Annotated in this window: 21 protein-coding genes, 2 tRNA genes, 2 other RNA genes and 1 pseudogene; 12 read left to right on the top strand and 14 right to left on the bottom strand. The window is 59.3% G+C overall.

Features of this window, described 5'->3' with window-relative positions; translation table 11 throughout:
• Positions 1–9: 9 nt before the first annotated feature.
• From ACR809_RS16125 to rutA, 5 genes are read right to left on the bottom strand one after another with little or no spacing between them, the layout of a single operon-like run.
• Positions 10–600, bottom strand: coding sequence for a malonic semialdehyde reductase (locus tag ACR809_RS16125; RefSeq protein WP_002898814.1), 591 nt, complete (start codon positions 598–600; stop codon positions 10–12).
• A complete protein-coding gene (gene rutD / locus ACR809_RS16120) occupies positions 597–1,400 on the bottom strand; it encodes a pyrimidine utilization protein D (protein ID WP_004179289.1) in 804 nt (267 codons plus the stop codon). The genes ACR809_RS16125 and rutD overlap by 4 nt, the downstream gene beginning before the upstream one ends.
• Complete coding sequence (gene rutC, locus ACR809_RS16115; protein ID WP_002898877.1) at positions 1,397–1,789, bottom strand: pyrimidine utilization protein C; 393 nt, start codon at positions 1,787–1,789, stop codon at positions 1,397–1,399. Before rutC ends, rutD begins: the two co-directional genes overlap by 4 nt.
• The gene (rutB, locus tag ACR809_RS16110; protein ID WP_117076684.1) at positions 1,782–2,492 is read right to left on the bottom strand and encodes a pyrimidine utilization protein B; all 711 of its coding nucleotides are present in this window, start codon (positions 2,490–2,492) and stop codon (positions 1,782–1,784) included. The genes rutC and rutB overlap by 8 nt, the downstream gene beginning before the upstream one ends.
• Positions 2,492–3,583, bottom strand: a complete 1,092-nt coding sequence (gene rutA, locus ACR809_RS16105) for a pyrimidine utilization protein A (protein WP_004176608.1) — start codon at positions 3,581–3,583, stop codon at positions 2,492–2,494. Before rutA ends, rutB begins: the two co-directional genes overlap by 1 nt.
• A 284-nt stretch (positions 3,584–3,867) precedes the next feature.
• Here rutA and rutR point away from each other — a divergent pair, with 284 nt between their 5' ends.
• The gene (rutR, locus tag ACR809_RS16100; protein ID WP_002898883.1) at positions 3,868–4,506 is read left to right on the top strand and encodes an HTH-type transcriptional regulator RutR; all 639 of its coding nucleotides are present in this window, start codon (positions 3,868–3,870) and stop codon (positions 4,504–4,506) included.
• Here rutR and ACR809_RS16095 read toward each other — a convergent pair.
• Both ACR809_RS16095 and putA read right to left on the bottom strand, forming a co-directional pair.
• The gene (locus tag ACR809_RS16095; protein ID WP_002898886.1) at positions 4,503–4,898 is read right to left on the bottom strand and encodes a lysozyme inhibitor LprI family protein; all 396 of its coding nucleotides are present in this window, start codon (positions 4,896–4,898) and stop codon (positions 4,503–4,505) included. The two genes, rutR and ACR809_RS16095, sit on opposite strands and share 4 nt — an antisense overlap.
• A 185-nt stretch (positions 4,899–5,083) precedes the next feature.
• On the bottom strand, positions 5,084–9,046 hold the full coding sequence (gene putA, locus ACR809_RS16090) for a trifunctional transcriptional regulator/proline dehydrogenase/L-glutamate gamma-semialdehyde dehydrogenase (RefSeq protein WP_440310704.1): 3,963 nt from the start codon (positions 9,044–9,046) through the stop codon (positions 5,084–5,086).
• 421 nt (positions 9,047–9,467) lie between these two features.
• On the opposite strand from putA, the pseudogene putP reads away from it, so the two are divergent.
• Positions 9,468–10,977, top strand: a pseudogene (gene putP, locus ACR809_RS16085) (sodium/proline symporter PutP).
• A 134-nt stretch (positions 10,978–11,111) separates the two neighbouring features.
• Positions 11,112–11,546 carry a DUF3574 domain-containing protein gene (locus ACR809_RS16080; protein ID WP_004150827.1) on the top strand — a complete coding sequence of 145 codons (435 nt, stop codon included), beginning with the start codon at positions 11,112–11,114 and terminating at the stop codon, positions 11,544–11,546.
• A 31-nt stretch (positions 11,547–11,577) separates the two neighbouring features.
• On the opposite strand, the gene ACR809_RS16075 is transcribed toward ACR809_RS16080, so the two are convergent.
• Complete coding sequence (locus ACR809_RS16075) at positions 11,578–12,762, bottom strand: NupC/NupG family nucleoside CNT transporter (protein WP_002898911.1); 1,185 nt, start codon at positions 12,760–12,762, stop codon at positions 11,578–11,580.
• A 270-nt stretch (positions 12,763–13,032) separates the two neighbouring features.
• Between ACR809_RS16075 and efeU the strand changes: the two genes are divergently transcribed.
• The 4 genes from efeU (at position 13,033) to phoH (ending at position 17,623) form a co-directional block, all read left to right on the top strand.
• Complete coding sequence (efeU, locus tag ACR809_RS16070) at positions 13,033–13,863, top strand: iron uptake transporter permease EfeU (RefSeq protein WP_002898913.1); 831 nt, start codon at positions 13,033–13,035, stop codon at positions 13,861–13,863.
• Between the two features lie 51 nt (positions 13,864–13,914).
• Positions 13,915–15,042, top strand: a complete 1,128-nt coding sequence (gene efeO / locus ACR809_RS16065; RefSeq protein WP_004157740.1) for an iron uptake system protein EfeO — start codon at positions 13,915–13,917, stop codon at positions 15,040–15,042.
• Between the two features lie 4 nt (positions 15,043–15,046).
• Complete coding sequence (gene efeB / locus ACR809_RS16060) at positions 15,047–16,330, top strand: iron uptake transporter deferrochelatase/peroxidase subunit (protein ID WP_002898921.1); 1,284 nt, start codon at positions 15,047–15,049, stop codon at positions 16,328–16,330.
• Positions 16,331–16,834: 504 nt separating this feature from the next.
• The gene (gene phoH, locus ACR809_RS16055) at positions 16,835–17,623 is read left to right on the top strand and encodes a phosphate starvation-inducible protein PhoH (RefSeq protein WP_002898923.1); all 789 of its coding nucleotides are present in this window, start codon (positions 16,835–16,837) and stop codon (positions 17,621–17,623) included.
• 897 nt (positions 17,624–18,520) lie between these two features.
• Here the strand turns inward: phoH and ACR809_RS16050 are convergent.
• The 3 genes from ACR809_RS16050 to ACR809_RS16040 all read right to left on the bottom strand — a co-directional run bounded on the left by ACR809_RS16050 (position 18,521) and on the right by ACR809_RS16040 (position 20,310).
• A tRNA-Ser gene (locus ACR809_RS16050) sits at positions 18,521–18,608 on the bottom strand.
• 145 nt (positions 18,609–18,753) lie between these two features.
• The gene (locus tag ACR809_RS16045) at positions 18,754–19,431 is read right to left on the bottom strand and encodes an isochorismatase family protein (protein ID WP_002898927.1); all 678 of its coding nucleotides are present in this window, start codon (positions 19,429–19,431) and stop codon (positions 18,754–18,756) included.
• Positions 19,432–19,449: 18 nt separating this feature from the next.
• Positions 19,450–20,310: a pirin family protein gene (locus ACR809_RS16040; RefSeq protein ID WP_004199757.1), complete on the bottom strand. Its 861-nt coding sequence runs from the start codon at positions 20,308–20,310 to the stop codon at positions 19,450–19,452.
• Between the two features lie 114 nt (positions 20,311–20,424).
• Here ACR809_RS16040 and ACR809_RS16035 point away from each other — a divergent pair, with 114 nt between their 5' ends.
• The gene (locus ACR809_RS16035) at positions 20,425–21,330 is read left to right on the top strand and encodes a LysR family transcriptional regulator (protein WP_004141420.1); all 906 of its coding nucleotides are present in this window, start codon (positions 20,425–20,427) and stop codon (positions 21,328–21,330) included.
• Between the two features lie 93 nt (positions 21,331–21,423).
• Here ACR809_RS16035 and ACR809_RS16030 read toward each other — a convergent pair.
• The 3 genes from ACR809_RS16030 to ACR809_RS16020 all read right to left on the bottom strand — a co-directional run bounded on the left by ACR809_RS16030 (position 21,424) and on the right by ACR809_RS16020 (position 21,874).
• Positions 21,424–21,562, bottom strand: a non-coding RNA gene (locus ACR809_RS16030) — RtT sRNA.
• 43 nt (positions 21,563–21,605) lie between these two features.
• Positions 21,606–21,743, bottom strand: a non-coding RNA gene (locus ACR809_RS16025) — RtT sRNA.
• A 43-nt stretch (positions 21,744–21,786) separates the two neighbouring features.
• Positions 21,787–21,874 (bottom strand) — tRNA-Ser (locus tag ACR809_RS16020).
• 268 nt (positions 21,875–22,142) lie between these two features.
• Here ACR809_RS16020 and ghrA point away from each other — a divergent pair.
• The 4 genes from ghrA to ACR809_RS16000 all read left to right on the top strand — a co-directional run bounded on the left by ghrA (position 22,143) and on the right by ACR809_RS16000 (position 25,070).
• Complete coding sequence (ghrA, locus tag ACR809_RS16015) at positions 22,143–23,081, top strand: glyoxylate/hydroxypyruvate reductase GhrA (protein ID WP_023284934.1); 939 nt, start codon at positions 22,143–22,145, stop codon at positions 23,079–23,081.
• Between the two features lie 88 nt (positions 23,082–23,169).
• Positions 23,170–23,907 carry a phosphatase gene (locus ACR809_RS16010; protein WP_004140764.1) on the top strand — a complete coding sequence of 246 codons (738 nt, stop codon included), beginning with the start codon at positions 23,170–23,172 and terminating at the stop codon, positions 23,905–23,907.
• Positions 23,908–23,929: 22 nt separating this feature from the next.
• Positions 23,930–24,484, top strand: coding sequence for a TorD/DmsD family molecular chaperone (locus ACR809_RS16005; protein ID WP_004140758.1), 555 nt, complete (start codon positions 23,930–23,932; stop codon positions 24,482–24,484).
• Positions 24,485–24,587: 103 nt separating this feature from the next.
• Positions 24,588–25,070: a DUF1097 domain-containing protein gene (locus tag ACR809_RS16000; RefSeq protein ID WP_002898950.1), complete on the top strand. Its 483-nt coding sequence runs from the start codon at positions 24,588–24,590 to the stop codon at positions 25,068–25,070.
• Positions 25,071–25,093 lie beyond the last annotated feature (23 nt).

Here is a 25,093-nt window from a genome sequence, read left to right as displayed (position 1 = left end):
GTAAACTCCTTATGCCAGCAGGCAGGCTTCATCAAAGGACAGGCGCGGCAGGCGGCCGTACAGCTTGCCGGGGTCGCCATAGCCGATATTCACCAGTAGATTGCTTTTCCAGCCGTTGTCGGCAAAAAATGCCGCGTCGACTTTTTCCCGGTCAAAACCGGACATTGGCCCGGTGTCGAGGCCCAGCGCCCGGCAGGCAAAAATCAGATACGCCGCCTGCAGGGAGCTGTTGCGAAACGCGGTCTCTTCCGCCAGCTGCGGGCTGGAGGTAAACCAGCTGCGGGCGTCACCGTGGGGAAACAGGGTCGGCAGCCGGTCGTAGAAGGCGCTATCCCACGCCACGATGGCGGTCACCGGCGCCTGCATGGTTTTCTGCAGATTGCCGCTGGAGAGCGTCGGGCGAAGTTTCTCTTTGCCTTCCGCGCTGCGCACGAACACGATGCGCGCTGGCGAACAGTTGGCGGAAGTCGGCCCCATTTTCATCAGGTCCCAGACGGCCTGCAGCTGCGCATCGCTCACCGGCTTATCCAGCCAGCCGTTGTGGGTCCGGGCCTGGGTAAACAGCGTCTCGCAGGCCGTGTGGTTTATCGCGTCGTTCATCGGGTCTCCCTGGCGACCGGCAGCATAGCGGACAGCCCGTCGCGTAAAATGGTATTAAAGGTATCGGCGTCGGTGACGTTACAGGCATGGCCGCCCCACGGCATTTCCACGAGCTGGCTGCCGGGGATCGCCGTCTGCAGCACGCGGGAGCAGGAGGCGGGGACCAGCAGGTCGTCAGCGGCGCTGATAATCAGCGTCGGGCAGGCGATGGCCGACGCACGGCGTGAAAAATCAGCCTGCTTCAGGGCCTGCAGCCGCTTCAGCAGATTCTCTTTGCCCTGAAAATGGCTGATGGCAAGCGCATCTTCCGCTTCGAGGCGCGGCAGGCGCGCGGCCATCCATTCCGCCGGGTAGAGAAATAGCGGCTGCGCTTCGACCCACGCCTGTGCGCCGCCAGCATGCAGCAGACGCTCGCGCACCTGGAAGCAGCGGCGGGTATGCGGCGACAGCGACAGCCAGCCGTTGACCAGCGCCAGGGCGCTCACCGCCTCGGGGCGATCGAGCGCCAGCTGCAGGCCAATCAGCGCCCCCAGGGCGTGGCCCACCAGCGCGAAGCGGGCGATCCCCGCCGCTTGCAGAGCGCTGAACAGCTCCCCGGCCATCGTCGCCAGGCTGTAGTCGGCGGGCAGCGGACCGGCGTTCTCCCCGGTCCCGTTATGGTCATAACTCACCAGCTGATACTGTTCCTCCAGCGCCGCGCGCTGCGCCAGCCAGTAGCCGCCGCCCCCGCCCAGACCGGCGCTGAGGACCACCACCGGCGCGCCGGGCCACGGAGCCGGAGCAATATTGAGCCTCATCATGTCGGGGTACCGATATGGGCGACGCTGGCGATTTCCACCAGCGCATCGGGCTTCACCAGTCCGCACTGAATGCAGAAGCGCGCCGGTTTATCGCCGGGGAAGAACTCGGCGTAGACCTCGTTAATCGCGGCGTAATTTGTCCAGTCGGTGATAAAGATGCTGTTGAAAGTCACATCCGCCATACTCCCGCCCGCCGTTTCGATAACGCTCCTGATGGTCTCCAGCACGTGGCGGGTTTGCGCCTTTGGGTCGCCGATGTGCACCACATTGTTTTGCTTATCAAACGGCAGGGTGCCCGAGACGTAGACCACCCCGTCGGCGAGCGTCCCCGGAACAAAGGGGGCAATCGGCGCGGTGGTGCCTGGCGGAATAATCACCTGTTTAGGCATAACGTTTCTCCTTGGCTAAAGCCAGCGGGGCGGCGGGGGACAGCTCGTGGCAGAAGCTCTCAACGTCGCTGACCCAGCCGAAAAAGGTTTCAATATTGAACAGCGCCGCCTGCTGGGCGAAGGCCGGGCCGGCCTGATGGGTGGCATCCTCCAGCACGATGCCGAAGTATTCGAGAAAGAAGCCATCGCGCAGCGTCGATTCGACGCAGACGTTGGTGGCGATCCCGGTGAACACCAGGTGGCGTATGCCGCGGCTGCGCAAAATGCTGTCGAGCGGGGTGTTAAAGAAGCCGCTGTAGCGCGGTTTCGGCAACACGATATCGCCTTCCTGCGGCGTCAGCTCGTCCACCAGCTGATAATCCCAGCCGCCTTTCGCCAGCAGCTTGCCCTGCAGCTCCGGACGCTGACGCATCGTTTTCAGCGCGTTGGATTTGTGATAGTTCGGCGAGCCCGGGCCGCCGGCTTCAACATACTGGTCATCCCAGCCATTCTGGAACCAGATAATCAACATACCCGCGGCGCGAGCGGCGGCGACGGCGGTATTAATATTGTCGATAACCGGCCGGGTAGCGGAGACGTCAAAGCCGGCGAGATCCAGATAACCGCCCTGGCTGGCGTAGGCGTTCTGCATATCGACCACAATCAGCGCGCTCTGCTGCGGCGCGAAGGTCAGGGATTCCGGGCGAGCGGGAAGGGTAATCATCAGGCCACCTCACGGGTAACAGAAGCAATGTGGTCCCGGCAGCGCATCAGCGGCTGAATGCGTTCGCCAAAGGCGTCAATGCCGGCAAGAAAATCATCAAAGGTCAGCAGCACGCCGTCGGTGCCGGGCACGCTCGCTACTTCATCAAGCATACGGGCGACGCTGGCATACGATCCGACCAGGGTGCCCATGTTAATGTTGACCGCCGAGGTGGGGTCGGCCATCTGGCGCACGTTGGTATCGCTGCCGGAGCGGGTATCTTTCTGACTCTGCTCGGTGAGCCACGCCAGCGCTTCTTCATCGGCGCCCGCTTTGTAATGTTCCCATTTGGCGCGCGCCGCCTCGTCGGTTTCGTCGGCGATCACCATGAACAGCACATAGGACCCCACGTCGCGGCCGGTTTTTTCCGCCGCCTGCATCATGCGTGCGGCGGTCGGGGCAAAGGCCGTTGGCGTGTTGACCCCTTTGCCAAAGCAAAAGTTGTAGTCCGCATGCTGGGCGGAGAAGGCCATCCCGGCATCGCTCTGCCCGGCGCAGATCACCTTCATCGGCTGCGACGGGCGCGGGCTGACCCGGCAGTCGTTCATGGTGAAGTAGTCGCCTTTGAAATCGCTGCGCCCGGTGCCCCACAGGTCACGGAGCACCTGGACGTATTCGGTGAGATAGTCATAGCGGCTGGCGAAATAGTCATCTCCCGGCCACATGCCCATCTGGTCATATTCCGGTTTTTGCCAGCCGGTCACCAGATTGACGCCAAACCGGCCGCCGGAGATGGAGTCGATAGTGGAGGCCATCCGGGCGACAATCGCCGGCGGCAGCGTCAGGGTGGCGGCGGTGGCGTAGATCTGGATCTTCGAGGTCACCGCGGCCAGGCCGGCCATCAGGGTAAAGGACTCCAGGTTGTGATCCCAGAATTCAGTTTTCCCACCGAAGCCGCGCAGTTTGATCATGGAGAGCGCGAAGTCGAAATGGTAGTGCTCGGCCTTCTGCACGATGGCCTTATTCAGTTCAAAGGTCGGCATATACTGCGGGGCATGGGTGGAGATCAGCCAGCCGTTGTTGCCAATGGGAACGAAAACACCAATTTTCATACCTACCTCTCTGCAGTCATGGAAGATGGGTTGCGATGGTGCGGCATCCTGCCTCTCCCTGGACCACCTCGCAGAAAAGGTAAAGCAAAGGCGATGCCAGTTTTATAAATGCTAATGTTATTAATGTGTTACTTTTGAGTTGCTAAAAAGGACGGTAAAAAAGTGGACTGGATGGTCAAAATCAGTGCACGAAAAAACGGCAGTCATGCGCAATCAGGGTGCATGGGGTCGTGTCGGCGCAGGGCTTTTGCTATGCTGGTGGCGTCAACTGAAGGAGAGGATGTATGGCACAGGGCGCGGTGAAGAAAAGCGGCAAACGTTCACAAGCGGTCAGCGCCAAAAAGGAGGCCATCCTGGCCGCCGCGCTGGAGGCATTTTCGCAATTTGGTATTCACGGTACGCGGCTGGAGCAGGTGGCTGAACGCGCCGGGGTATCGAAAACCAATCTGCTATATTACTACCCTTCGAAAGAGGCGCTGTATGTGGCAGTCCTGCAGCAGATCCTCGCCATCTGGCTGGCGCCGCTGAAGGCCTTTCGTGAGGATATCAGCCCGCTGGTGGCGATCCGCGAATATATTCGCCTGAAGCTGGAGGTGTCCCGCGATCACCCCCAGGCCTCGAAGCTCTTCTGCCTCGAGATGCTGCAGGGGGCGCCGCTGCTGATGGGCGAACTGACCGGGGATCTGAAAGCGCTGGTCGATGAGAAATCGGCGATAGTCTCCGGCTGGATCGACCGCGGCAAGCTGGCGCCGGTCGATCCACAGCATTTAATCTTTATGATCTGGGCTACCACCCAGCATTACGCCGACTTCGCCACCCAGGTGGAGGCGGTCACCGGCGCCACGCTGCAGGATGCGGCCTTTTTTGAACAAACGGTCGATAATGTCCAGCGGATGATTATCGAAGGCATTCGCGTCCGTTAATTGGCGGGCGGCAGCGGGCAGCTTTGATCGCCATCCTCGCACTGTAGCAGCGAGGCGAGGAAAGACTCCCGCTCCACGCTCTTATCGGTCATGCACTGGCTGACCAGCATTGGCTGCATGCTGCCGCCTTCGGCGCCGGACGCGAGAAAGGCGCAGTCGGCGTCGCGGAGGGCGATCCATGCCTGCTGCGCCTGCTTCAGTAATGTTTGTTGTTTACCCACCGCCCGCTGCAGGGCCTGCTGCCAGGTGTCGTTCAGTTTTTTATCGGCCGCCTGATACTGCGCAGCCGCGCACTGATTCATTTCGGTTTGGGTGTTGGCGCTGCTGCACTCGTCCGCCAGCGCCGCGCCGCTGGCCAGCAGGGCCATCACGGCAAATAACGTGCGTTTCATTGTTCTGCTCCCATAAAAAAGGCTCCCGTCCGGGAGCCTTAATTAAACACAGCTGACGTCGGCTGTCATTAGCTGATCGCAGCGCAGACTGATTGCCCGGATGGCGGCGCACCGCACCTTATCCGGGCTACCCTTTGGCGGTGGTAGGTAGCCCCGGTAAGCGCAGCGCCACCGGGGAGCCCGTTTTAGCCGATGGTCATCAGGCTAGCGTTACCGCCTGCCGCCGCGGTGTTAACGCTCAGCGAACGCTCGATATACAGCCGCTCCAGCAGCAGATTGGTTTCGCCGCGGGCGAAACCCTGCACGGAGACAATCGCCCCGTCGCGCGCCGCCACCTGCTCGCACAGCTCGCGCAGCTGGTCGGAATCGCCGTGGTAGATAACCGCGTCGAAGGCCTGGCCAGGCAACTGCTCCGCTTTGGTAAAGCGAATGCGCTCGCTGACCTCCCGCGGCAGTTTCTTCGCCAGATCGCGCTGCAGGGCGCTGTCCGGCCACAGTACTTCACAACCCACCGCCAGCACAGCCGCCAGCTGGATCAGCGCATCCTGTTCGTTATCCGCTACGCACAGCACGCGCTCGCGCGGCATCAGCGTCAGGGTGTTGCGCTCGCCGGTTGGCCCCGGCAGCAGGCGTTGAGTGCCGCTTTGCGCCTGCTCGCTGTACTGCTGGCACAGCGCCTGCAGCTCAGGACGGCCCGCGGCCCACTGCTGCAGCGCCTGTAGCGGTTTTTCCAGCAGCGTTTTCAGCTGGGCGTCCAGCGGACGCTCTGCATCCTGGCGGGCGAAGGTCACGCCAACCGCGTCCTGCGGACGGCTGGAGAGCAGACGGTACAGATACAGCGGACCGCCGGCTTTCGGACCGGTACCGGACAACCCTTCGCCGCCGAACGGCTGAACGCCGACCACCGCGCCTACCATATTGCGGTTGACGTACAGGTTGCCCACCTTGGCGCTGCCGGTGACCTGGGCGATGGTTTCGTCGATACGGGTATGCACGCCGAGGGTCAGGCCGTAGCCAGAGGCGTTAATCTGCTCGACCAGTTTGTCCAGCTCGTTACGGTTGTAGCGCACCACGTGCAGTACCGGGCCGAAGACCTCTTTTTTCAGCTCGTCGAAGCTGTCGAGCTCGATAAGCGTCGGCGGCACGAAGGTCCCGTGACGCCATTCGCGGGCGTCTTCGCTATTCTCGCGCACCGCCTGGTAGACGGTGCGGCCTTTGGCGCGCATCGCCTGAATATGGCGTTCGATATTCTCTTTCGCTTCCGCATCGATAACCGGACCGATATCGGTGGTCAGGCGCCCCGGATTGCCCATCCGGCACTCGCTCATGGCGCCGCGCAGCATGGTTAAGGTGTGATCGGCGACCTCTTCCTGCAGGCAAAGCACGCGCAGGGCGGAGCAGCGCTGGCCGGCGCTGTCGAACGCGGAAGCCAGCACGTCGATCACTACCTGCTCGGTGAGCGCCGACGAATCGACGATCATCGCGTTCATCCCGCCGGTTTCGGCGATCAGCGGCGTCGGGCGGCCCTGGGGATCGAGGCGGCTGGCGATATTGCGCTGCAGCAGGGTGGCCACTTCGGTGGAGCCGGTGAACATCACGCCGCGCACGCGCTCATCGGAGGTTAGCGCGGCGCCCACGGTCTCCCCGCGGCCCGGCAGCAGTTGAATAACGCCCGGCGGCACGCCGGCTTCCAGCAGAATCGCCACGCCCTGGGCGGCGATAAGCGGCGTCTGCTCGGCAGGTTTCGCCAGCACGCTGTTGCCGGCCGCCAGCGCGGCGGCAATCTGGCCGGTGAAGATCGCCAGCGGGAAGTTCCACGGGCTGATACAGACCACCGGACCCAGCGGGCGGTGAGTTTCATTATCGAAATCGTCGCGCACCTGGCCGGCGTAATAGTGCAGGAAGTCAACGGCTTCGCGCACTTCAGCGATGGCGTTGCTGAAGGTTTTACCCGCCTCGCGCACCAGGATCCCCATCAGGGTCGGCATTTGGCTTTCCATCAGCACCGCGGCGCGCTCAAGAATGGCGGCGCGCTCCTGCGGCGGAGTGGCGAACCAGTTCGGCGCATTGTTGATAGCGCTGGTCAGCGCCTGCTGCACTTCAGCGTCGCTGGCTTCGCGGACGTAGCCGACGATATCTTTCGGCTCTGCCGGGTTAACCACCGGCTGCATCTCGCCTTCGGCCACCGGCTGCTCCAGCATCGGCAATGCCTGCCATTTATGCAGCGCGCTGTTGAGCAGGGAAGAGGAGAGGGAGGCCAGACGGTGCTCGTTCGCCAGATCGAGACCGGCGGAGTTGCTCCGGCCGCTGCCGTAGAGATCGCGCGGCAGCGGGATTTTCGGATGCGGCAGGCCGGCCTGGCCTTCCTGCTGCGCCAGTTTTTCTACCGCGCTGACCGGGTCGGATACCAGCTCGTCCAGCGGCAGGGTATTGTCCGCGATACGGTTGACGAAAGAGGTATTGGCGCCGTTCTCCAGCAGACGACGCACCAGATACGCCAGCAGCGTCTCGTGGGTGCCCACCGGGGCGTAGATCCGGCACGGCCGATTCAGTTTGCCGTCGGCGACCTTGCCCACCACCTGCTCGTACAGCGGTTCGCCCATGCCGTGCAGGCACTGGAACTCATACTGGCCCGGGTAGTAGTTCTGGCCCGCCAGCTGGTAGATAGCCGCCAGAGTATGGGCGTTATGGGTGGCAAACTGCGGGTAAATCAGGTTCGGCACCGCCAGCAGCTTCTTCGCGCAGGCGAGGTAGGAGACGTCGGTGTAAACCTTGCGGGTGTATACCGGATAGCCTTCGAGACCTTCCATCTGCGCGCGTTTAATTTCGCTATCCCAGTAGGCGCCTTTCACCAGACGGATCATCAGGCGACGGCGGCTGCGAGTGGCGAGGTCAATCAGGTAATCAATGACAAACGGACAGCGCTTCTGGTAGGCCTGAATCACGAAGCCAATCCCGTTCCAGCCGGCCAGTTCCGGCTCGAAGCACAGTTTTTCCAGCAGGTCGAGGGAGATCTCCAGACGGTCTGCCTCTTCGGCGTCAATATTGATGCCGATGTCATACTGGCGCGCCAGCAGGGTCAGCGATTTCAGCCGCGGGTAAAGCTCTTCCATCACCCGGTCATACTGCGCGCGGCTGTAGCGCGGGTGCAGCGCGGAGAGCTTAATGGAGATACCCGGACCTTCATAAATGCCGCGGCCGTTGGAGGCTTTGCCGATGGCATGGATCGCCTGCTGATAAGAAACCATATAGGCCTGGGCGTCAGCGGCGGTCAGGGCGGCTTCGCCGAGCATATCGTAGGAGTAGCGGAACCCTTTTTCTTCCAGCTTGCGGGCGTTGGCCAGCGCTTCGGCGATGGTTTCCCCGGTGACGAACTGCTCGCCCATCAGGCGCATCGCCATATCCACGCCTTTGCGGATCAGCGGTTCGCCGCTCTTGCCGATGATGCGGTTCAGGGAGCGGGAGAGGCTGGTTTCGTTATGGGTCGACACCAGTTTTCCGGTGAACAGCAGCCCCCAGGTGGCGGCGTTGACGAACAGCGACGGGCTGCGGCCGATGTGCGACTGCCAGTTGCCGTTGCTGATTTTGTCGCGGATCAGCGCATCGCGGGTGGCTTTATCCGGAATACGCAGCAGGGCTTCCGCCAGGCACATCAGCGCCACCCCTTCCTGTGAAGAGAGGGAGAACTCCTGCAGCAGGCTCTGCACCATACCGGCGCGGCCGCTGGCGGTTTTCTGGTTGCGCAGTTTTTCCGCCAGCTGATACGCCAGCTTGTGCGCCTGTTCGCCCAGCGGCTGCGGCAGACGGGCCTGCTCCAGCAGCATCGGTACCGCGTCGGTTTCCGGACGTCGCCAGGCGGCGGTGATCGCCGCGCGGCTCACCGACTGCGGCAGGATCTGCTCGGCGAATTCGAGGAACGGCTGATAGGGCTCTTCCGTTGGTTCGCTGGCGTCATCGCTTTCGTTGGCGGCCCCGGAGAGCAGGGCCGGCAGCTCAGGCAGCGTCTCGTCGTTCTCCAGTTTTTCCAGATAATTAAAGATGGCCTGCTTAATCAGCCAGTGCGGCGTGCGGTCAATACGGCTCGCGGCGGATTTAATGCGCTCGCGGGTTGCGTCGTCAAGCTTAACACCCATGGTGGTGGTGCCCATGCTCAAAACTCCTGTCATTTATCGTTAGGCTTATGCGGTTGCATGGAAATATCCACTATGTTGCAACTTTGTGCAACCTTGTTAATTGTGGCTTGTGACGGAAGCCGTGAAATGGCTAATTTGTTAAAAATAACCCCTAAAATAGCAGAAATTTAACCCCGGGCTCATAGGGTATTTGTATGCGTGAGTTAACACTTTTGTTTGGTGCAACCTTTAAAAACGTGAGAGAGTGCAACCTCTAACAAATTGACGTTTTGCGCCGTCGGTTTTTCGTGTAAATGCTGTGTTAAATCGTTTGTGAAAAACCGAAGCTTCCGTCAGGATACGGTCGCCCAATTAAACAATGCGCCATTACCCCGTTCCGGTAGTGGAAAAAAACGACGAAGTTGGACGCTGTCGATAAAAATTCTGGAGACTTTGCATGGCTATTAGCACACCGATGCTGGTGACATTTATTGTTTATATTTTTGGTATGGTATTGATAGGGTTTATTGCCTGGCGTTCGACCAAAAACTTCGATGATTATATTCTCGGGGGGAAGGAGTCTGGGGCCATTTGTGACCGCGCTTTCCGCAGGGGCGTCGGATATGAGCGGCTGGCTGCTGATGGGCCTGCCAGGGGCGATTTTCCTCTCCGGGATTTCCGAAAGCTGGATCGCCATTGGCTTAACGCTGGGGGCGTGGATTAACTGGAAGCTGGTGGCCGGTCGCCTGCGCGTGCATACCGAGGTGAATAATAACGCCCTGACGCTGCCCGATTATTTTACCGGCCGTTTTGAAGATAAAAGCCGGGTGCTGAGAATTATTTCGGCGCTGGTTATTCTGCTGTTCTTTACCATCTATTGCGCTTCAGGAATTGTCGCGGGGGCGCGTCTGTTTGAAAGCACCTTCGGCATGAGTTATGAAACCGCACTGTGGGCCGGGGCGGCGGCGACGATTATCTATACCTTCGTCGGCGGCTTCCTCGCGGTTAGCTGGACCGATACCGTGCAGGCCAGCCTGATGATTTTCGCGCTGATCCTCACCCCGGTGATCGTGATTATTTCCGTCGGCGGCTTTGGCGATTCGCTGGAAGTGATTAAGCAGAAGAGCATCGAAAATATCGACATGCTGAAAGGGCTGAACTTCGTGGCGATTATCTCGCTGATGGGCTGGGGGCTGGGTTATTTCGGTCAGCCGCATATTCTGGCGCGCTTTATGGCGGCGGATTCGCACCACAGCATCGTTCACGCACGTCGCATTAGTATGACCTGGATGATCCTCTGCCTCGGCGGGGCGGTGGCCGTCGGCTTCTTTGGCATCGCCTACTTCAATAACAACCCGAGCCTGGCGGGCGCGGTTAACCAGAACGCCGAGCGCGTGTTTATCGAACTGGCGCAAATCCTGTTTAACCCGTGGATTGCCGGGATCCTGCTGTCGGCGATTCTGGCGGCGGTGATGTCCACCCTGAGCTGTCAGCTGCTGGTCTGCTCGAGCGCAATTACCGAAGACCTGTATAAAGCCTTCCTGCGTAAAAACGCCGGTCAGAAAGAGCTGGTGTGGGTGGGCCGTATGATGGTGCTGGTGGTTGCCCTGGTGGCCATTGCCCTGGCGGCCAATCCGGAAAACCGCGTGCTGGGTCTGGTGAGCTACGCCTGGGCTGGCTTCGGCGCCGCCTTTGGCCCGGTGGTCCTGTTCTCGGTAATGTGGTCGCGCATGACCCGTAACGGCGCGCTGGCCGGGATGGTGATTGGCGCCCTGACCGTGATCGTCTGGAAGCAGTTTGGCTGGCTGGGCCTGTATGAAATTATTCCGGGCTTCGTCTTCGGCAGCATCGGGATTGTGGTCTTTAGCCTGCTGGATAAAGCGCCGTCGGCCAGCATGCAGCAGCGCTTTGCCGAAGCGGATGCCCACTACCATACGCCGCCGCCGGTACGCGCCACGGCTGAGTAAGATCATCTGATGCTCACGAGCCCGCCGCTGGCGGGCTTTTTATTGCCTGGTGCCGTGCCGGAATATTATAACCCTTGCTAATTATCTGAAAATCCGCTGATATTTCCTGACTAATAACAATGAGGATAGCAAAGATGACGTTCAGACAGGGTGCAATGGCGCTGGTGCTGGCAGGGTTACTCAGCGGCTGCGTGGCGGGTGGAAGTTCATCGACCAGCGCGCCGAAGCCCGGCGTCTGCCCGGCGGATAAGTCCATGGTGCAAACCACGCTTTACTTCGGTCTGAGCCGCCCGGCGGGGAAAGACATCACCGCTGAAGAGTGGCAACAGTTTGTCGACCGTGACGTCACGCCGCGCTTTCGCGACGGGCTGACGGTGTTTGATGCCCACGGCCAGTGGCTTGGCCAGAATGGTCAGGTGGTGCGGGAGCAGAGCAAGGCGCTGATGGTGATCCATGGGCATGACGCGCAGAGCGAGGCCGGTATTGAGGCTCTGCGCCAGGGCTATAAATCACGCTTCGCGCAGGAGTCGGTGATGCGTGTCGACCAGCCGGTCTGCGTGCAGTTCTGAGTAAACGGCGGGGGCAGCCCCGCCGTTTGTTTTACAGCACCAGCCCGGCGAAGCTGGCGGAAAGCAGGCTTACCAGCGTGGCGCTATACACCAGCCGCAGGCCGAAGCGGGAGACGATATTGCCCTGCGGTTCATTCAGGCCTTTGATCGCCCCGGCGATAATGCCGATCGAGGCAAAGTTGGCAAACGACACCAGGAATACCGAGAGAATGCCGAGCCCGCGAGGAGTCATGCTGGCGGCAATCTTTTGCAGCTCAATCATCGCCACAAATTCGTTAGCGACCAGTTTGGTGGCCATGATGCTGCCGGCGTTTAGCGCATCGCTCAGCGGGATGCCGATAAGCCACGCCAGCGGATAAAAGACGTAGCCGAGGATCTGCTGGAAGCTGAGACCAAACAGGGTGGCGAACAGCGCGTTAATGGCGCTGATCAGGGCGATAAAACCGATCAGCATCGCCAGAATAATCATCGCCACTTTAAAGCCGGCCAGAATATATTCCCCGAGCATTTCAAAGAAACTCTGCGATTCATGCAGCTTCTCGAGTTTTATTTCCTGCTCGCTGCCCGGCCGCGTCGGGTTAATTACCGACAGCACGATAAAGGTGCTGAACATATTGAGGATCAGCGCTGCGACGACATATTTGGCGTCCAGCATGGTCATATAGGCGCCGACAATCGACAGCGATACGGTTGACATGGCCGTCGCCGCCATAGTGAACAGTCGCCGTGAGGAGAGGTCGCCCAGTACGCCCTTGTAGGCAATGAAGTTCTCCGATTGACCGAGGATCAGCGAGCTGACGGCGTTGAAAGATTCCAGCTTACCCATGCCGTTTACTTTCGACAGCAGGGTGCCAATCACGCGAATAAAAATCGGCAGGATCCGCCAGTGCTGGAGAATACCAATCAGCGCGGAAATAAACACAATCGGACACAGGACGCCGAGGAAAATAAAGGCTAAGCCTTTTTCGCTCATGCCGCCAAAGACGAAATTGGTCCCTTCGGCGGCAAAGCCTAACAGCGAAGCAAAAAAGCCGGAAATATTTTTTACCAGCCACAGGCCGCTTTCGGCGTGCAGGAAAAAGAAAGCGAGCGCTATTTCGATAATAATCAACTGGAGAATATAACGAATACGAATTTTTTGTCTGTCGTAGCTGACAAGCCAGGCCAGGGCGAGGATCACCGCCAGCGCCAGCAGGAAATGAAAAAATGCAGTCATGTTGTTCTTTTCGCAAGTCAATAAGGCCGCCATTTAGCCATAGCCGCTACGGCGGGTAAATATCTGGCGTAAAAAATCCTTTGCTTATTCTTTCCCTTCATAACAGGCGAATATTTTCATAAGTCATTATTTGTCAGCGATTTATTTACAACTGATCATCATTCTCTGCACATTTCGCTTGTGTTTCTGAGCATTGTAATGATAATCACTATCATAAATATTACCTGTTTTTGCATTCGTTGACGGTGCTTTACATTTAAGGGTATTGGCATGTTTGTCCCATTTCTCATTATGTTACGCGAAGGCCTGGAGGCGGCGCTGATTGTCAGCCTGATCGCCAGCTATCTGAAACGCACCCAGCGCGGCAACTGGATTGGCGTGATGTGGATTGGCGTGATCCTCGCGGCGGCGCTGTGTCTTGGCTTAGGCATCTTTATCAACGAAACCACCGGTGAATTTCCTCAGCGTGAACAGGAGCTGTTCGAAGGGATCGTCGCGGTCATTGCGGTGGTGATCCTGACGTGGATGGTCTTCTGGATGCGCAATGTCTCACGCAACGTCAAGCAGCAGCTGGAGCAGGCCGTGGACAAGGCGCTGCAGCGCGGTAATCACCACGGCTGGGCGCTGGTGATGATGGTCTTTTTCGCGGTCGCCCGTGAGGGGCTGGAGTCGGTCTTCTTTCTGCTGGCGGCCTTCCAGCAGGATGTCGGCATCTGGCCGCCGCTGGGGGCGCTGCTGGGTCTGGCCACCGCTATCGTGCTGGGCTTCCTGATCTACTGGGGCGGTATCCGCCTTAACCTTGGCGTGTTCTTCAAATGGACCAGCCTGTTTATTCTGCTGGTGGCTGCTGGCCTGGCCGCGGGGGCGATCCGCGCCTTCCACGAGGCGGGCCTGTGGAACCTGTTCCAGGATACCGCCTTCGATCTGAGCAACGTGCTGTCGACGCATACGCTGTTCGGCACGCTGCTGGAAGGGATCTTCGGCTATCAGGAGACGCCGAGCGTCAGCGAAGTGGCTGTCTATCTGCTTTATCTGATCCCGGCGCTGGTGCTGTTTGCCCTGCCGCCGCGGAATAATACCACTGCCTCGCGGGCTGCCTGACCGGGCGCTGCGAGCTTATAAGCGACACTCTACTTACCGAAAGGGATGATCATGATGATTCATTTTCGCCGTAATGCGCTGCGGGTGACCGTGGCCGCGCTGCTCAGCTCTGCATTCGGTGCTCAGGCTGCGGATATCCCGCAGGTCAAAGTCACCGTCAACGACAAGCAGTGCGAGCCGATGCAGGTGACCGTTAACGCGGGTAAAACCCAGTTTATTATTCAGAACCACAGCCAGAAAGCGCTGGAGTGGGAGATTCTGAAAGGGGTGATGGTGGTGGAAGAGCGCGAAAACATCGCGCCGGGCTTTACTCAGAAGCTCACCGCGAACCTGCAGCCGGGCGAATATGACATGACCTGTGGCCTGCTCACCAACCCGAAAGGCAAACTGATCGTCACCGGCGCCGCCACCAAAGACGCGGCGAAAGCGGATGCGGTGCTGAGCCTCGGCGACGCGATCACCGCCTATAAAGCCTATGTGACGGCGGAAACCGCGCAGCTGGTTAGCGGCACCAAAGCCTTTACCGACGCGGTGAAAGCCGGCGATATCGAAAAAGCGAAAGCGCTGTACGCCCCGACGCGTCAGCATTACGAGCGCATCGAGCCCATTGCCGAGCTGTTCTCTGACCTTGACGGCAGCATCGACGCCCGCGAAGACGACTTCGAGAAAAAAGCGGAAGATCCGAAATTTACCGGTTTCCACCGTCTGGAAAAAGCGCTGTTTGGCGATAACAGCGTCAAGGGGATGGAAAAATATGCCGATCAGCTGAACAGCGATGTGCTGGAGCTGCAAAAGCGTATCAGCGAGCTGGCGTTCCCGCCGTCAAAAGTCGTGGGCGGCGCGGCAGGATTAATTGAGGAAGTCGCGGCCAGCAAGATCAGCGGTGAAGAAGATCGCTACAGCCATACCGATCTGTGGGACTTCCAGGCCAACATTGACGGCGCGCAGAAAATTGTCGACCTGCTGCGCCCGCAGCTGCAAAAAGAGAACAGCGCGCTGCTGGCGAAAGTGGACGCCAACTTTAAGAAAGTGGACAGCATCCTCAGCAAATATCGCACCAAAGACGGTTTCGAGACCTACGATAAGCTGACCACCGCCGACCGTAATGCGCTGAAAGGGCCGATCACCACCCTGGCGGAAGATCTGGCTCAGCTGCGCGGGATCCTGGGGCTGGACTAAGTCGATGGCACAGCAGAAACCCCACGACGTGAACGAGCCGTCACGTCGTCGCTTACTGAAAGGGATCGGCGCGCTTGGCGGCGCGCTGGCCATCACCGGCGGCTGCCCGGTAGCGCATGCGGCAAAAGCGGAAAGTTCCCCGGGGACGCTCACACCCGACGCGCGCCAGGAAAAGCAGCCATTCTATGGCCGGCATCAGGCGGGCATTCTGACGCCGCAGCAGGCTTCGATGATGCTGGTGGCCTTCGATGTGCTGGCGGCTGATAAAGCCGACCTCGAGCGGCTGTTTCGACTGCTGACCCAGCGTATCGCCTTTTTAACCCAGGGCGGCCCGGCTCCGGACACGCCGAATCCGCGGCTGCCGCCGATGGATTCCGGCATCCTGGGGCCGTGGATTGCGCCAGATAACCTGACCATCACCGTCTCGGTCGGCCATTCGCTATTTGATGAGCGCTTTGGCCTGGCGGATAAAGCACCGAAAAAGCTGCAGCCGATGACCCGCTTCCCCAACGATTCGCTGGATGCCGCGCTGTGCCATGGCGACCTGCTGCTGCAGATCTGCGCCAATACTCAGGATACGGTGATCCACGCCCTGCGTGATGTCATCAAACATACGCCGGATCTGCTCAGCGTGCGCTGGAAACGGGAAGGGTTTATCTCCGACAGCGCGGCGCGCAGCAAAGGCAAAGAGACCCCTATCAACCTGTTGGGGTTTAAGGACGGCACCGCTAACCCGGCGAGCCACGACAGCGCGTTGATGGATAAGGTAGTGTGGGTGACAGCCGATCAGGACGAGCCGGCCTGGACCGTGGGCGGCAGCTATCAGGCGGCGCGAATTATCCAGTTTCACGTGGAGTTCTGGGATCGGACGCCGCTCAAGGAGCAGCAGACGATCTTTGGTCGCGACAAGCACACCGGTGCGCCGCTGGGGATGAAAAACGAACACGATACCCCGGATTACAGTAAAGATCCTAACGGCGAAGTCATTGCGCTGGATAGCCATATTCGTCTGGCCAATCCCCGCACGCCGGAAACCCAGTCCAGCCTGATGATGCGCCGCGGCTACAGCTATTCGCTGGGGGTTACTAACGCCGGACAACTGGATATGGGGCTGTTATTCGTTTGCTATCAGCACGATCTGGAAAAGGGTTTTCTGACGGTGCAGAAACGGCTTAACGGCGAGGCGCTGGAGGAGTATGTCAAACCGATCGGCGGAGGCTACTTCTTTGTTTTACCCGGCGTAGTGGATGATAAACACTATCTGGGAGAGTCGCTGCTGCAGGCCTGATACCGACCCTGCCCGTAAGGGTAGGGCGTTTTCTGCTGTTTTTCTCATTTTTCTTATATTTCCTGCCATGTGTTATATTTCTGTAATACAAATGACCGATAGTCTCCTACACTTGCTTAAGAACTATTTGTTGCGTCATTGTGAAAAATAAGTTGCATTAAGAATCTTTTTTGATGTACTTATTACATACGCGGTAGTTCCCGGCAGTGTGACGTTTCACTATGGAGATCGCGAATGGTAAGGTCCCGTACCGGACAACGTAAAACCTCAGACCGTACTCTTCAGCACGGAAGCCCCGCTTCCGGCAGCGATTTTCTTACTCTTTCTCTCTCCGCTTCGCATTATTACAACCTTGGCAGGGTACGCGGTGCGCGTAGCCGCGACTCGTTGTCAGTTCTACCGGCAAGCAATGGCTTACAAGGAAGCCAAACCTCAATCGTTCGTGCGCATAGTCGCGTCGATGTTGACGCGTGTGATGTAAACCAACAACGCAAGGTGCTATCCATGGGAAGACAAAAAGCAGTGATCAAAGCTCGTCGTGAAGCAAAACGTGTGCTGAGACGGGATTCACGCAGCCATAAGCAGCGTGAAGAAGAATCGGTCACATCGCTTGTGCAAATGAGTGGCGTAGAAGCAATTGGCATGGCGCGGGACAGCCGTGATACTTCCCCAATTGAGGCGCGCAATGAGGCTCAGGCGCATTATTTGAATGCCATCGACAATAAGCAGCTGATTTTCGCTACCGGCGAAGCTGGATGCGGCAAGACCTGGATCAGTGCGGCGAAGGCAGCTGAAGCCCTGATCCATAAGGATGTGGACAGAATTATTGTTACCCGTCCCGTTCTGCAGGCCGACGAAGATCTCGGCTTCTTACCGGGAGATATCGCCGAGAAGTTCGCTCCCTATTTCCGACCGGTTTACGATGTGCTGGTGAAAAGGCTGGGGGCTTCCTTTATGCAGTACTGCCTGCGTCCGGAAATCGGCAAGGTGGAAATCGCGCCGTTCGCCTATATGCGCGGACGTACCTTTGAAAATGCGGTGGTGATTCTGGACGAGGCCCAGAACGTGACCGCAGCGCAAATGAAGATGTTTTTAACCCGCCTCGGGGAGAACGTGACGGTCATCGTCAATGGCGATATCACCCAGTGCGACTTGCCCTCTGGCGTGAGATCTGGCCTGAGCGATGCGCTGGCGCGTTTTGAGGAAGACGAGATGATCGGCATCGTGCGTTTCACCACCGATGACTGCGTGCGCTCGGCCCTCTGCCAGCGGACGCTGAAAGCCTATTATTAATCGTCATACTGTGAGCAAGGCCCGGGCTAGCCCGGGCTTTGTTGTTTTTGGGCATCCTCCCGGCGGCGCTGCGCTTAGCCGGGCTACCTGGCGGGTACGGTCTGGTAGCCCGGGAGAGGCATTGCTGCCGACCCCGGGGATGTCTGCGGTGCCACATGCGAAAAAAAAGCCCGTACATGCGTACGAGCTCTTCTTAAAATATGGCGGTGAGGGGGGATTGACTCGCTTCGCTCGCCGTTACTCGGCCCATCCCTGGGCCTCGCCCCTGCGGGGCCAACGCAGGCGTTGTTCAAAAACGCTCCCGGCGTTTTTGTCGGGGCAGCCCGCTCGCAGGCTCGCGGTCTGTCCAACTGGCGTTGCCAGTTGTCGAACCCCGGTCGGGGGTTCCCATCCCCCCCGGTGGGTGCCACATGCGAAAAAAAAAGCCCGTACTTGCGTACGAGCTCTTCTTAAAATATGGCGGTGAGGGGGGGATTGACTCGCTTCGCTCGCCGTTACTCGGCCCATCCCTGGGCCTCGCCCCTGCGGGGCCAACGCAGGCGTTGTTCAAAAACGCTCCCGGCGTTTTTGTCGGGGCAGCCCGCTCGCAGGCTCGCGGTCTGTCCAACTGGCGTTGCCAGTTGTCGAACCCCGGTCGGGGGTTCCCATCCCCCCCGGTGGGTGCCACATGCGAAAAAAAAAGCCCGTACTTGCGTACGAGCTCTTCTTAAAATATGGCGGTGAGGGGGGGATTGACTCGCTTCGCTCGCCCCTGCGGGGCAGCCCGCTCGCAGGCTCGCGGTCTGTCCAACTGGCGTTGCCAGTTGTCGAACCCCGGTCGGGGGTTCTCATCCCCCCCGGTGGGTGCCACATGCGAAAAAAAAAGCCCGTACTTGCGTACGAGCTCTTCTTAAAATATGGCGGTGAGGGGGGGATTCGAACCCCCGATACGTTGCCGTATACACACTTTCCAGGCGTGCTCCTTCAGCCACTCGGACACCTCACCATATTGTCTTGCTGCTCACCTTGGGTGGGCAACGGGGCGCTACTATAGGGAGTTGCGTTAAAACGGTCAAGCATATTTTCTTCTTTCTTTGCCGTTCGCTCACGCAATGAACAATGCCCCGCTGCGGCTCAGCGGGGCGGGCGTTTTAGCGCTGGGAATCCAGCTGTTCGTTATTCTTCACGACGTCCTGCGCTTTGCTGTAGCTTTCGATCAGCAGCTGGTAGGCCGGGAAGACTTTGGTGTACACCTCCGCCCATTCTGCGGCGTCCGGGCGATTCCAGGTGCGCTGCAGCTCAGAGGCGACGGCGGCGGTATCCATTGGCACTACGCCGGCCTGTACCACGCGAGCCAGGGTGATCTCCTGCGCCATTTTGCTGTAGGTGCCGGAAGCGTCAATCACGGCAAACACTTTATAACCGTCGGCGACAGCGGCGATAGCCGGGAAGGCCATGCAGACGCTGGTGATGGTCCCGGCGATAATCAGCGTTTTACGACCGGTCGCTTTCACCGCGGCGACGAATTCCGGGTTATCCCAGGCGTTAATCTCACCTTTACGGGCGATGTATTTCGCATGCGGCGCGTTTTCATGAATCTCCGGGATCAGCGGACCGTTCGGCCCCTGCGGCACGGAGGCGGTCGTGATCACCGGGATCCCGGCAAGCGACGCCATCTTGGCCAGCGCGGCGGCGCGAGCGCGCAGCTCTGGCATCGGCATATCGCCGACGGTCTGGAACAGACCGCTCTGATGGTCAATCAACAGCATTGCGGTATCGTTAACATCAATCACCGGACGAGCACCGTTAAAGTTAGCGGGAGTAGACATAGTATTCACCTCAATCAGTTAGATTTGGCCAAAGCGGCCGCTGTTAAAATCGCGTACAGCTTCTGCGATCTGCGTTTTGTTATTCATGACAAACGGGCCATAGCCCACAATCGGCTCCTGTAGCGGTTCTCCGGCCATCAGCAGAACTTTTGCCGGGGCGGTCGCCTCCAGATGCACTGCGTCACCTGCCTGGCTCAGGACGGCCAGCTGGCCTTCGCGAGCAGATTCGGAACCGTTAATGATCACTTCCCCTTCCAGCACCACCAGCGCGGTACTCCAGCCCTCCGGTTGGCGCAGCGTGAGGTCGTGCCCCTGATTCAGCTGCAGATCCCACACGTTAAGCGGTGAGAAGGTATGGGCCGGGCCGCTGACGTCGTCATACTGGCCGGCAATAACCCGGACCTGTCCGGCGCCGTTCGCCAGCGCCACGGTGGGGATCGTCCCGGCGGTAATGCTCTGGTAGCCGGGGGTCGCCATTTTGTCTTTCGCGGGCAGGTTGACCCACAGCTGGATCATCTTCAGCTCGCCGCCGCTGCGGGTGAAGGCCTCCGAGTGGAACTCTTCGTGCAGGATCCCGGCGCCCGCCGTCATCCACTGCACGTCGCCTGGACCAATCACCCCGCCGCGTCCGGTGGAGTCACGATGCTCTACTTCACCGGCGTAGACGATGGTGACGGTTTCAAATCCGCGATGCGGATGCTCACCGACGCCGCGTTTTTCGCTGCCCGCCGGGAAGGTGTACGGCCCGGCATAGTCGAGCAGTAAGAAGGGGCTCAGCTGCTGGCCGTGCGTCTGATAGGAAAACATCGAGCGAACCGGGAAGCCGTCGCCTACCCAATGCTGCGCAGGCGCGGTGTAGACTCCTGTGATCTGTTTCATGGCTTTCTCCTGTGTATCGGTATCTGATGTAAATAAGCTTATATCCGGGACGACGTATGCGGTAGTGAGCAAAAATGACCTATACTGTTCTAAAAATGGAACAATGGAGGAAGGATGCAGGATCTCAATGACTTCGCCTGGTTTGTCCAGGTGGTAGACCATGGCGGTTTCGCCGCGGCGGGGCGAGCGCTTGACCAGCCGAAATCCAAACTCAGCCGCCGCATTGCGCAACTCGAGGAGCGGTTGGGCGTGCGTTTGATTCAGCGAACCACCCGTCAGTTCGCGGTCACCGAGGTCGGGCAGACCTTTTATCAGCATTGCAAAGCGATGCTGATTGAGGCCGAGGCGGCGCAGCAGGCGGTCGAGACGCTGCGCGCCGAGCCGCGCGGTAGCGTCAGGATCACCTGTCCGGTCACCTTGCTGCATGTCCATATCGGACCGATGCTGGCGCGATTTATGGCGCGCTATCCTGGGGTAACGCTGCATCTTGAGGCGACCAACCGCCGGGTGGATGTGGTCGGGGAGGGCATTGATGTGGCGATCCGCGTCCGTCCCCGGCCCATCGAGGATAGCGACCTGGTGATGCGCGTGCTGGCGGACCGCGGGCACCGGCTGGTGGCCAGCCCGGATCTCATTTCCCGGCTCGGACGTCCGCAGGCGCCGTCCGAGCTGAGCGCCTGGCCGGGGCTCAGCCTGGGTGCGAACAAGCATCAGCATAAATGGCAGCTCACCGGGCCCGGGGGAGCGAGAGCGGAAGTGTATTTCACGCCGCGAATGGTGACCACCGATATGCTGGCGCTGCGCGAGGCGGCGATGGCCGGCGTAGGCGTGGTGCAGCTTCCTTTATTAATGGTGCGCGATCAGCTGGCGTCAGGGGAATTAGAGGTGGTTCTGGACGAGTGGCAGCCGCGGCGGGAAGTGATCCATGCGGTATTTGCCTCACGGCGCGGGCTGCTGCCCTCCGTCAGGGCGCTGGTGGACTACCTCAGCGAAGAGTATCAGCGGATGGAGGAGGATTAGCTTCGGGATTGGCTTTTCTCGAGGGGCTCCCCCCCCGGCAGAGAATATAAAAGAAAAGAGCCCGTGCTTGCGTACAGGCTCTCATCTTGAATATGGCGGTGAGGGGGGGATTGACTCGCTTCGCTCGCCCCTGCGGGGCAGCCCGCTTACTGCGTGCGCGGTCTGTCCAACTGGCTGCGCCAGTTGTCGAACCCCGGTCGGGGGTTCTCATCCCCCCCTGTGGAGAATATAAAAGAAAAGAGCCCGTACTTTCGTACAGGCTCTCATCTCGAATATGGCGGTGAGGGGGGGATTGACTCGCTTCGCTCGCCCCTGCGGGGCAGCCCGCTCGCAGGCTCGCGGTCTGTCCAACTGGCTGCGCCAGTTGTCGAACCCCGGTCGGGGGTTCTCATCCCCCCCTGTGGAGAATATAAAAGAAAAGAGCCCGTACTTTCGTACAGGCTCTCATCTCGAATATGGCGGTGAGGGGGGGATTCGAACCCCCGATACGTTGCCGTATACACACTTTCCAGGCGTGCTCCTTCAGCCACTCGGACACCTCACCATATTGTCTTTCCCGTTGTTGTCGGGAACGGGCGCTAATGTAGGGAAATACGTATCGCCCGTCAATCAACTTTTTGCAAAAAAAGCGCGTTTAGACAAACTTCGAGCAACTTGCTCCTTAAACGTGCGAAATCCGTTTTTTTTGTCGCCAGTAGCTTTTCCCTTTTCGCTCGGGGGAAATTTGTTATGCTGGCAAACCAATAGAAAACAATGAGTAAAATAAGACGCCAGCGTCAATCGGCCAAAGGCGTCTGCTATCAGGAGCCCCTATGGAGATTATTTTTTACCATCCGACCTTTGATACCCAATACTGGATCTGTGAGCTGGAAAAGCAGTTACCCGGCGCGCGGGTGCGCGAGTGGAAAGCGGGCGATAACCGGCCGGCGGACTATGCCCTGGTCTGGCATCCGCCGGTAGAGATGCTGCAGGGCCGGGCGCTGAAGGCCGTGTTCGCCCTCGGGGCAGGGGTGGACTCTATTCTCAGCAAGCTGCGCGACCATCCGGATATGCTGCCGCTGTCGATTCCGCTGTTTCGTCTCGAAGATACCGGTATGGGACGGCAGATGCAGGAGTATGCCGTTAGCCAGGTGCTGCACTGGTTCCGCCGCTTTGATGACTATCAGGCGCTGAAGCTGGCTTCCCGCTGGCAGCCGCTGCCCGAGTACCGCGCCGACGAATTCACCGTCGGGATTATGGGCGCCGGCGTGCTGGGGGCGAAGGTTGCGGAAAGTCTGCAACCCTGGGGGTTCCCGCTTCGCGTCTGGAGCCGTAGCCGCAAATCCTGGCCGCAGGTGCAGAGCTTCGCCGGCCAGGCCGAGCTGGGCGAATTCCTGCAGGGCACTCGCGTGCTGATCAACCTGCTGCCGAATACCGCCGAAACCGCCGGCATTATTAACCAGACGCTGCTGGCGCAGTTGCCTGATGAGAGCTATGTCCTCAACCTTGCTCGCGGCGTGCATGTCGTTGAAGAGGATCTGCTGGCGGCGCTGAACAGCGGTAAGCTCAAAGGGGCGATGCTCGATGTCTTCAGTCGCGAACCGCTGCCGCAGGAGAGCCCGCTATGGGTGCATCCGCGGGTGGCCATGACCCCCCATGTGGCGGCAGTGACCCGTCCAATGGAAGCTATCACCTACATTGCGGAGACCATTAGCCGGCTTGAGCGAGGGGAGCCGGTAAGCGGTCAGGTCGACCGCCAGCGCGGTTATTAAGACGAGAGAACCCCGCCACGGCGGGGTTTTTGCTAATCAATAGCCCGGTTTCCTGCTATTCTTGCGGCAAACAGAAGAGGAGAATGTGATGTATCCCGTTGACCTGCACATGCATACCGTCGCCAGCACCCATGCCTACAGCACCCTGCACGATTATATTGCGGAAGCAAAGCGTAAAGGGATCAAACTCTTCGCCATCACCGACCACGGCCCGGACATGGCGGATGCTCCGCACTACTGGCACTTCGTTAATATGCGCATCTGGCCCCGCCTGGTAGACGGGGTGGGGATCCTGCGCGGTATTGAGTCGAATATTAAAAATATTGAAGGCGAGATCGACTGTTCCGGACCGATGTTGACTTCTCTTGATCTGATCATCGCCGGATTTCATGAGCCGGTGTTTCCGCCGCAGGATCGTGACACCCATACACAGGCGATGATAGCCGCGATGGCCAGCGGTAAAGTGCATATGATTAGCCATCCGGGTAATCCGAAATTCCCGGTGGATATCCCGGCGATTGCCGAAGCGGCGGCTCGCTACCAGGTGGCGCTGGAGATTAATAACTCCTCGTTCGTATCATCGCGCGTGGGCAGTGAAGACAACTGCCGGGCCATCGCCGCCGCAGTGCGTGATGCCGGGGGATGGGTGGCGCTGGGCTCGGACTCTCACACCGCCTTTACCCTCGGGGAGTTTACCGAATGCCGCAAGATCCTTGATGCGGTCGATTTCCCGGAGGAGAGGATCCTCAACGTTTCTCCGCGTCGCCTGCTTAACTTCCTCGAGTCGCGGGGCATGCCGGCGATCCCGGAATTTGCTGACCTTTAATTTGTATAACTGGAATAACTGAATGAACGAGTTTTCAATCCTCTGCCGCGTGCTGGGTTCGCTGTATTACCGTCAACCGCAGGACCCGCTGCTGGTGCCGCTGTTTACCCTGATCCGCGAGGGCAAACTGGCCGCCAGCTGGCCGCTTGAGCAGGACGAGCTGCTGGCGCGTCTGCAGAAAAGCTGTGAAATGCAGTCCCTGGCGACGGACTATAATGCGCTGTTCGTCGGTGAAGCCTGCAGCGTCCCGCCGTACCGTAGCGCGTGGGTGGAGGGTTCCTCGGAAGCGGAAGTTCGGGCTTTTCTGAGCGAACACGGCATCCCGACAGGGGAAGGTCCGGCGGATCATCTCGGCTCGCTGCTGCTGGCCGCCTCCTGGCTGGAGGATCATGCCGCAGAAGACCAGAGCGAGACGCTGGAGCTCCTGTTCGCCGACTATATCCTGCCGTGGTGCGGGACGATGCTGGGGAAAGTCGAAGCCCATGCGCACACGCCGTTCTGGCGCACCATGGCGCCGTTGACCCGCGACGCCATCGCCGCGATGTGGGACGAGCTTCAGGAAGAAGATGAGCAATAATATGTGATGTAAATCACTGTTTGAATGAAACTGAAAGAAAGTTCATTCATATACTGTGTTTTAGATCGCATTCTTCCGGCGCGTATCTGCTAGGATACGCGCCATGAACATACTCTTCGCAATCGCATTAACGACAGGCATCCTCTCCGGGATTTGGGGGTGGGTGGCGGTCGCTCTCGGCCTGCTGAGCTGGGCCGGATTCCTCGGCTGTACGGCCTATTTCGCCTGCCCGCAGGGCGGCTTGAAAGGGCTGGCCATCTCGTCCTGCACGGTGATGAGCGGCGTGGCCTGGGCGTTAGTGATTATCCACGGTAGCGCGCTGGCGCCACAGGTGCAGATCCTCAGCTATATGATGACCGGTGTGGTCGCCTTCCTGATGTGCATTCAGGCGCGACGGACGCTGCTGTCGTTTGTCCCGGGCACCTTTATCGGCGCCTGCGCGACCTTCGCGGCAGACGGCGACTGGCGTCTGGTGATCCCTTCCCTGGCGCTGGGTCTGGTCTTTGGCTATGCCATGAAAAATAGTGGCCTGTGGCTGGCGGCCCGTGCGGATAAGCATAAATCGTTCGCCAACGACAACGCCTGATCGGCGGGACGACTAAAAAACAG

The organism is Klebsiella sp. CD33 (assembly GCF_051992865.1).
Classification (GTDB): Bacteria; Pseudomonadota; Gammaproteobacteria; order Enterobacterales; family Enterobacteriaceae; genus Klebsiella; species Klebsiella pneumoniae.
The sequence above is the reverse complement of the archived record's forward strand: the minus strand, read 5'-3'. Positions and strand labels throughout refer to the sequence as shown.

Coding starts and splice junctions, on each gene's coding strand:
- ACR809_RS16125 (WP_002898814.1), bottom strand. CDS start 600: ATGAACGACGCGATAAACCACACGGCCTGCGAGACGCTGTTTACCCAG.
- rutD (WP_004179289.1), bottom strand. CDS start 1,400: ATGATGAGGCTCAATATTGCTCCGGCTCCGTGGCCCGGCGCGCCGGTG.
- rutC (WP_002898877.1), bottom strand. CDS start 1,789: ATGCCTAAACAGGTGATTATTCCGCCAGGCACCACCGCGCCGATTGCC.
- rutB (WP_117076684.1), bottom strand. CDS start 2,492: ATGATTACCCTTCCCGCTCGCCCGGAATCCCTGACCTTCGCGCCGCAG.
- rutA (WP_004176608.1), bottom strand. CDS start 3,583: ATGAAAATTGGTGTTTTCGTTCCCATTGGCAACAACGGCTGGCTGATC.
- rutR (WP_002898883.1), top strand. CDS start 3,868: ATGGCACAGGGCGCGGTGAAGAAAAGCGGCAAACGTTCACAAGCGGTC.
- ACR809_RS16095 (WP_002898886.1), bottom strand. CDS start 4,898: ATGAAACGCACGTTATTTGCCGTGATGGCCCTGCTGGCCAGCGGCGCG.
- putA (WP_440310704.1), bottom strand. CDS start 9,046: ATGGGCACCACCACCATGGGTGTTAAGCTTGACGACGCAACCCGCGAG.
- ACR809_RS16080 (WP_004150827.1), top strand. CDS start 11,112: ATGACGTTCAGACAGGGTGCAATGGCGCTGGTGCTGGCAGGGTTACTC.
- ACR809_RS16075 (WP_002898911.1), bottom strand. CDS start 12,762: ATGACTGCATTTTTTCATTTCCTGCTGGCGCTGGCGGTGATCCTCGCC.
- efeU (WP_002898913.1), top strand. CDS start 13,033: ATGTTTGTCCCATTTCTCATTATGTTACGCGAAGGCCTGGAGGCGGCG.
- efeO (WP_004157740.1), top strand. CDS start 13,915: ATGATGATTCATTTTCGCCGTAATGCGCTGCGGGTGACCGTGGCCGCG.
- efeB (WP_002898921.1), top strand. CDS start 15,047: ATGGCACAGCAGAAACCCCACGACGTGAACGAGCCGTCACGTCGTCGC.
- phoH (WP_002898923.1), top strand. CDS start 16,835: ATGGGAAGACAAAAAGCAGTGATCAAAGCTCGTCGTGAAGCAAAACGT.
- ACR809_RS16045 (WP_002898927.1), bottom strand. CDS start 19,431: ATGTCTACTCCCGCTAACTTTAACGGTGCTCGTCCGGTGATTGATGTT.
- ACR809_RS16040 (WP_004199757.1), bottom strand. CDS start 20,310: ATGAAACAGATCACAGGAGTCTACACCGCGCCTGCGCAGCATTGGGTA.
- ACR809_RS16035 (WP_004141420.1), top strand. CDS start 20,425: ATGCAGGATCTCAATGACTTCGCCTGGTTTGTCCAGGTGGTAGACCAT.
- ghrA (WP_023284934.1), top strand. CDS start 22,143: ATGGAGATTATTTTTTACCATCCGACCTTTGATACCCAATACTGGATC.
- ACR809_RS16010 (WP_004140764.1), top strand. CDS start 23,170: ATGTATCCCGTTGACCTGCACATGCATACCGTCGCCAGCACCCATGCC.
- ACR809_RS16005 (WP_004140758.1), top strand. CDS start 23,930: ATGAACGAGTTTTCAATCCTCTGCCGCGTGCTGGGTTCGCTGTATTAC.
- ACR809_RS16000 (WP_002898950.1), top strand. CDS start 24,588: ATGAACATACTCTTCGCAATCGCATTAACGACAGGCATCCTCTCCGGG.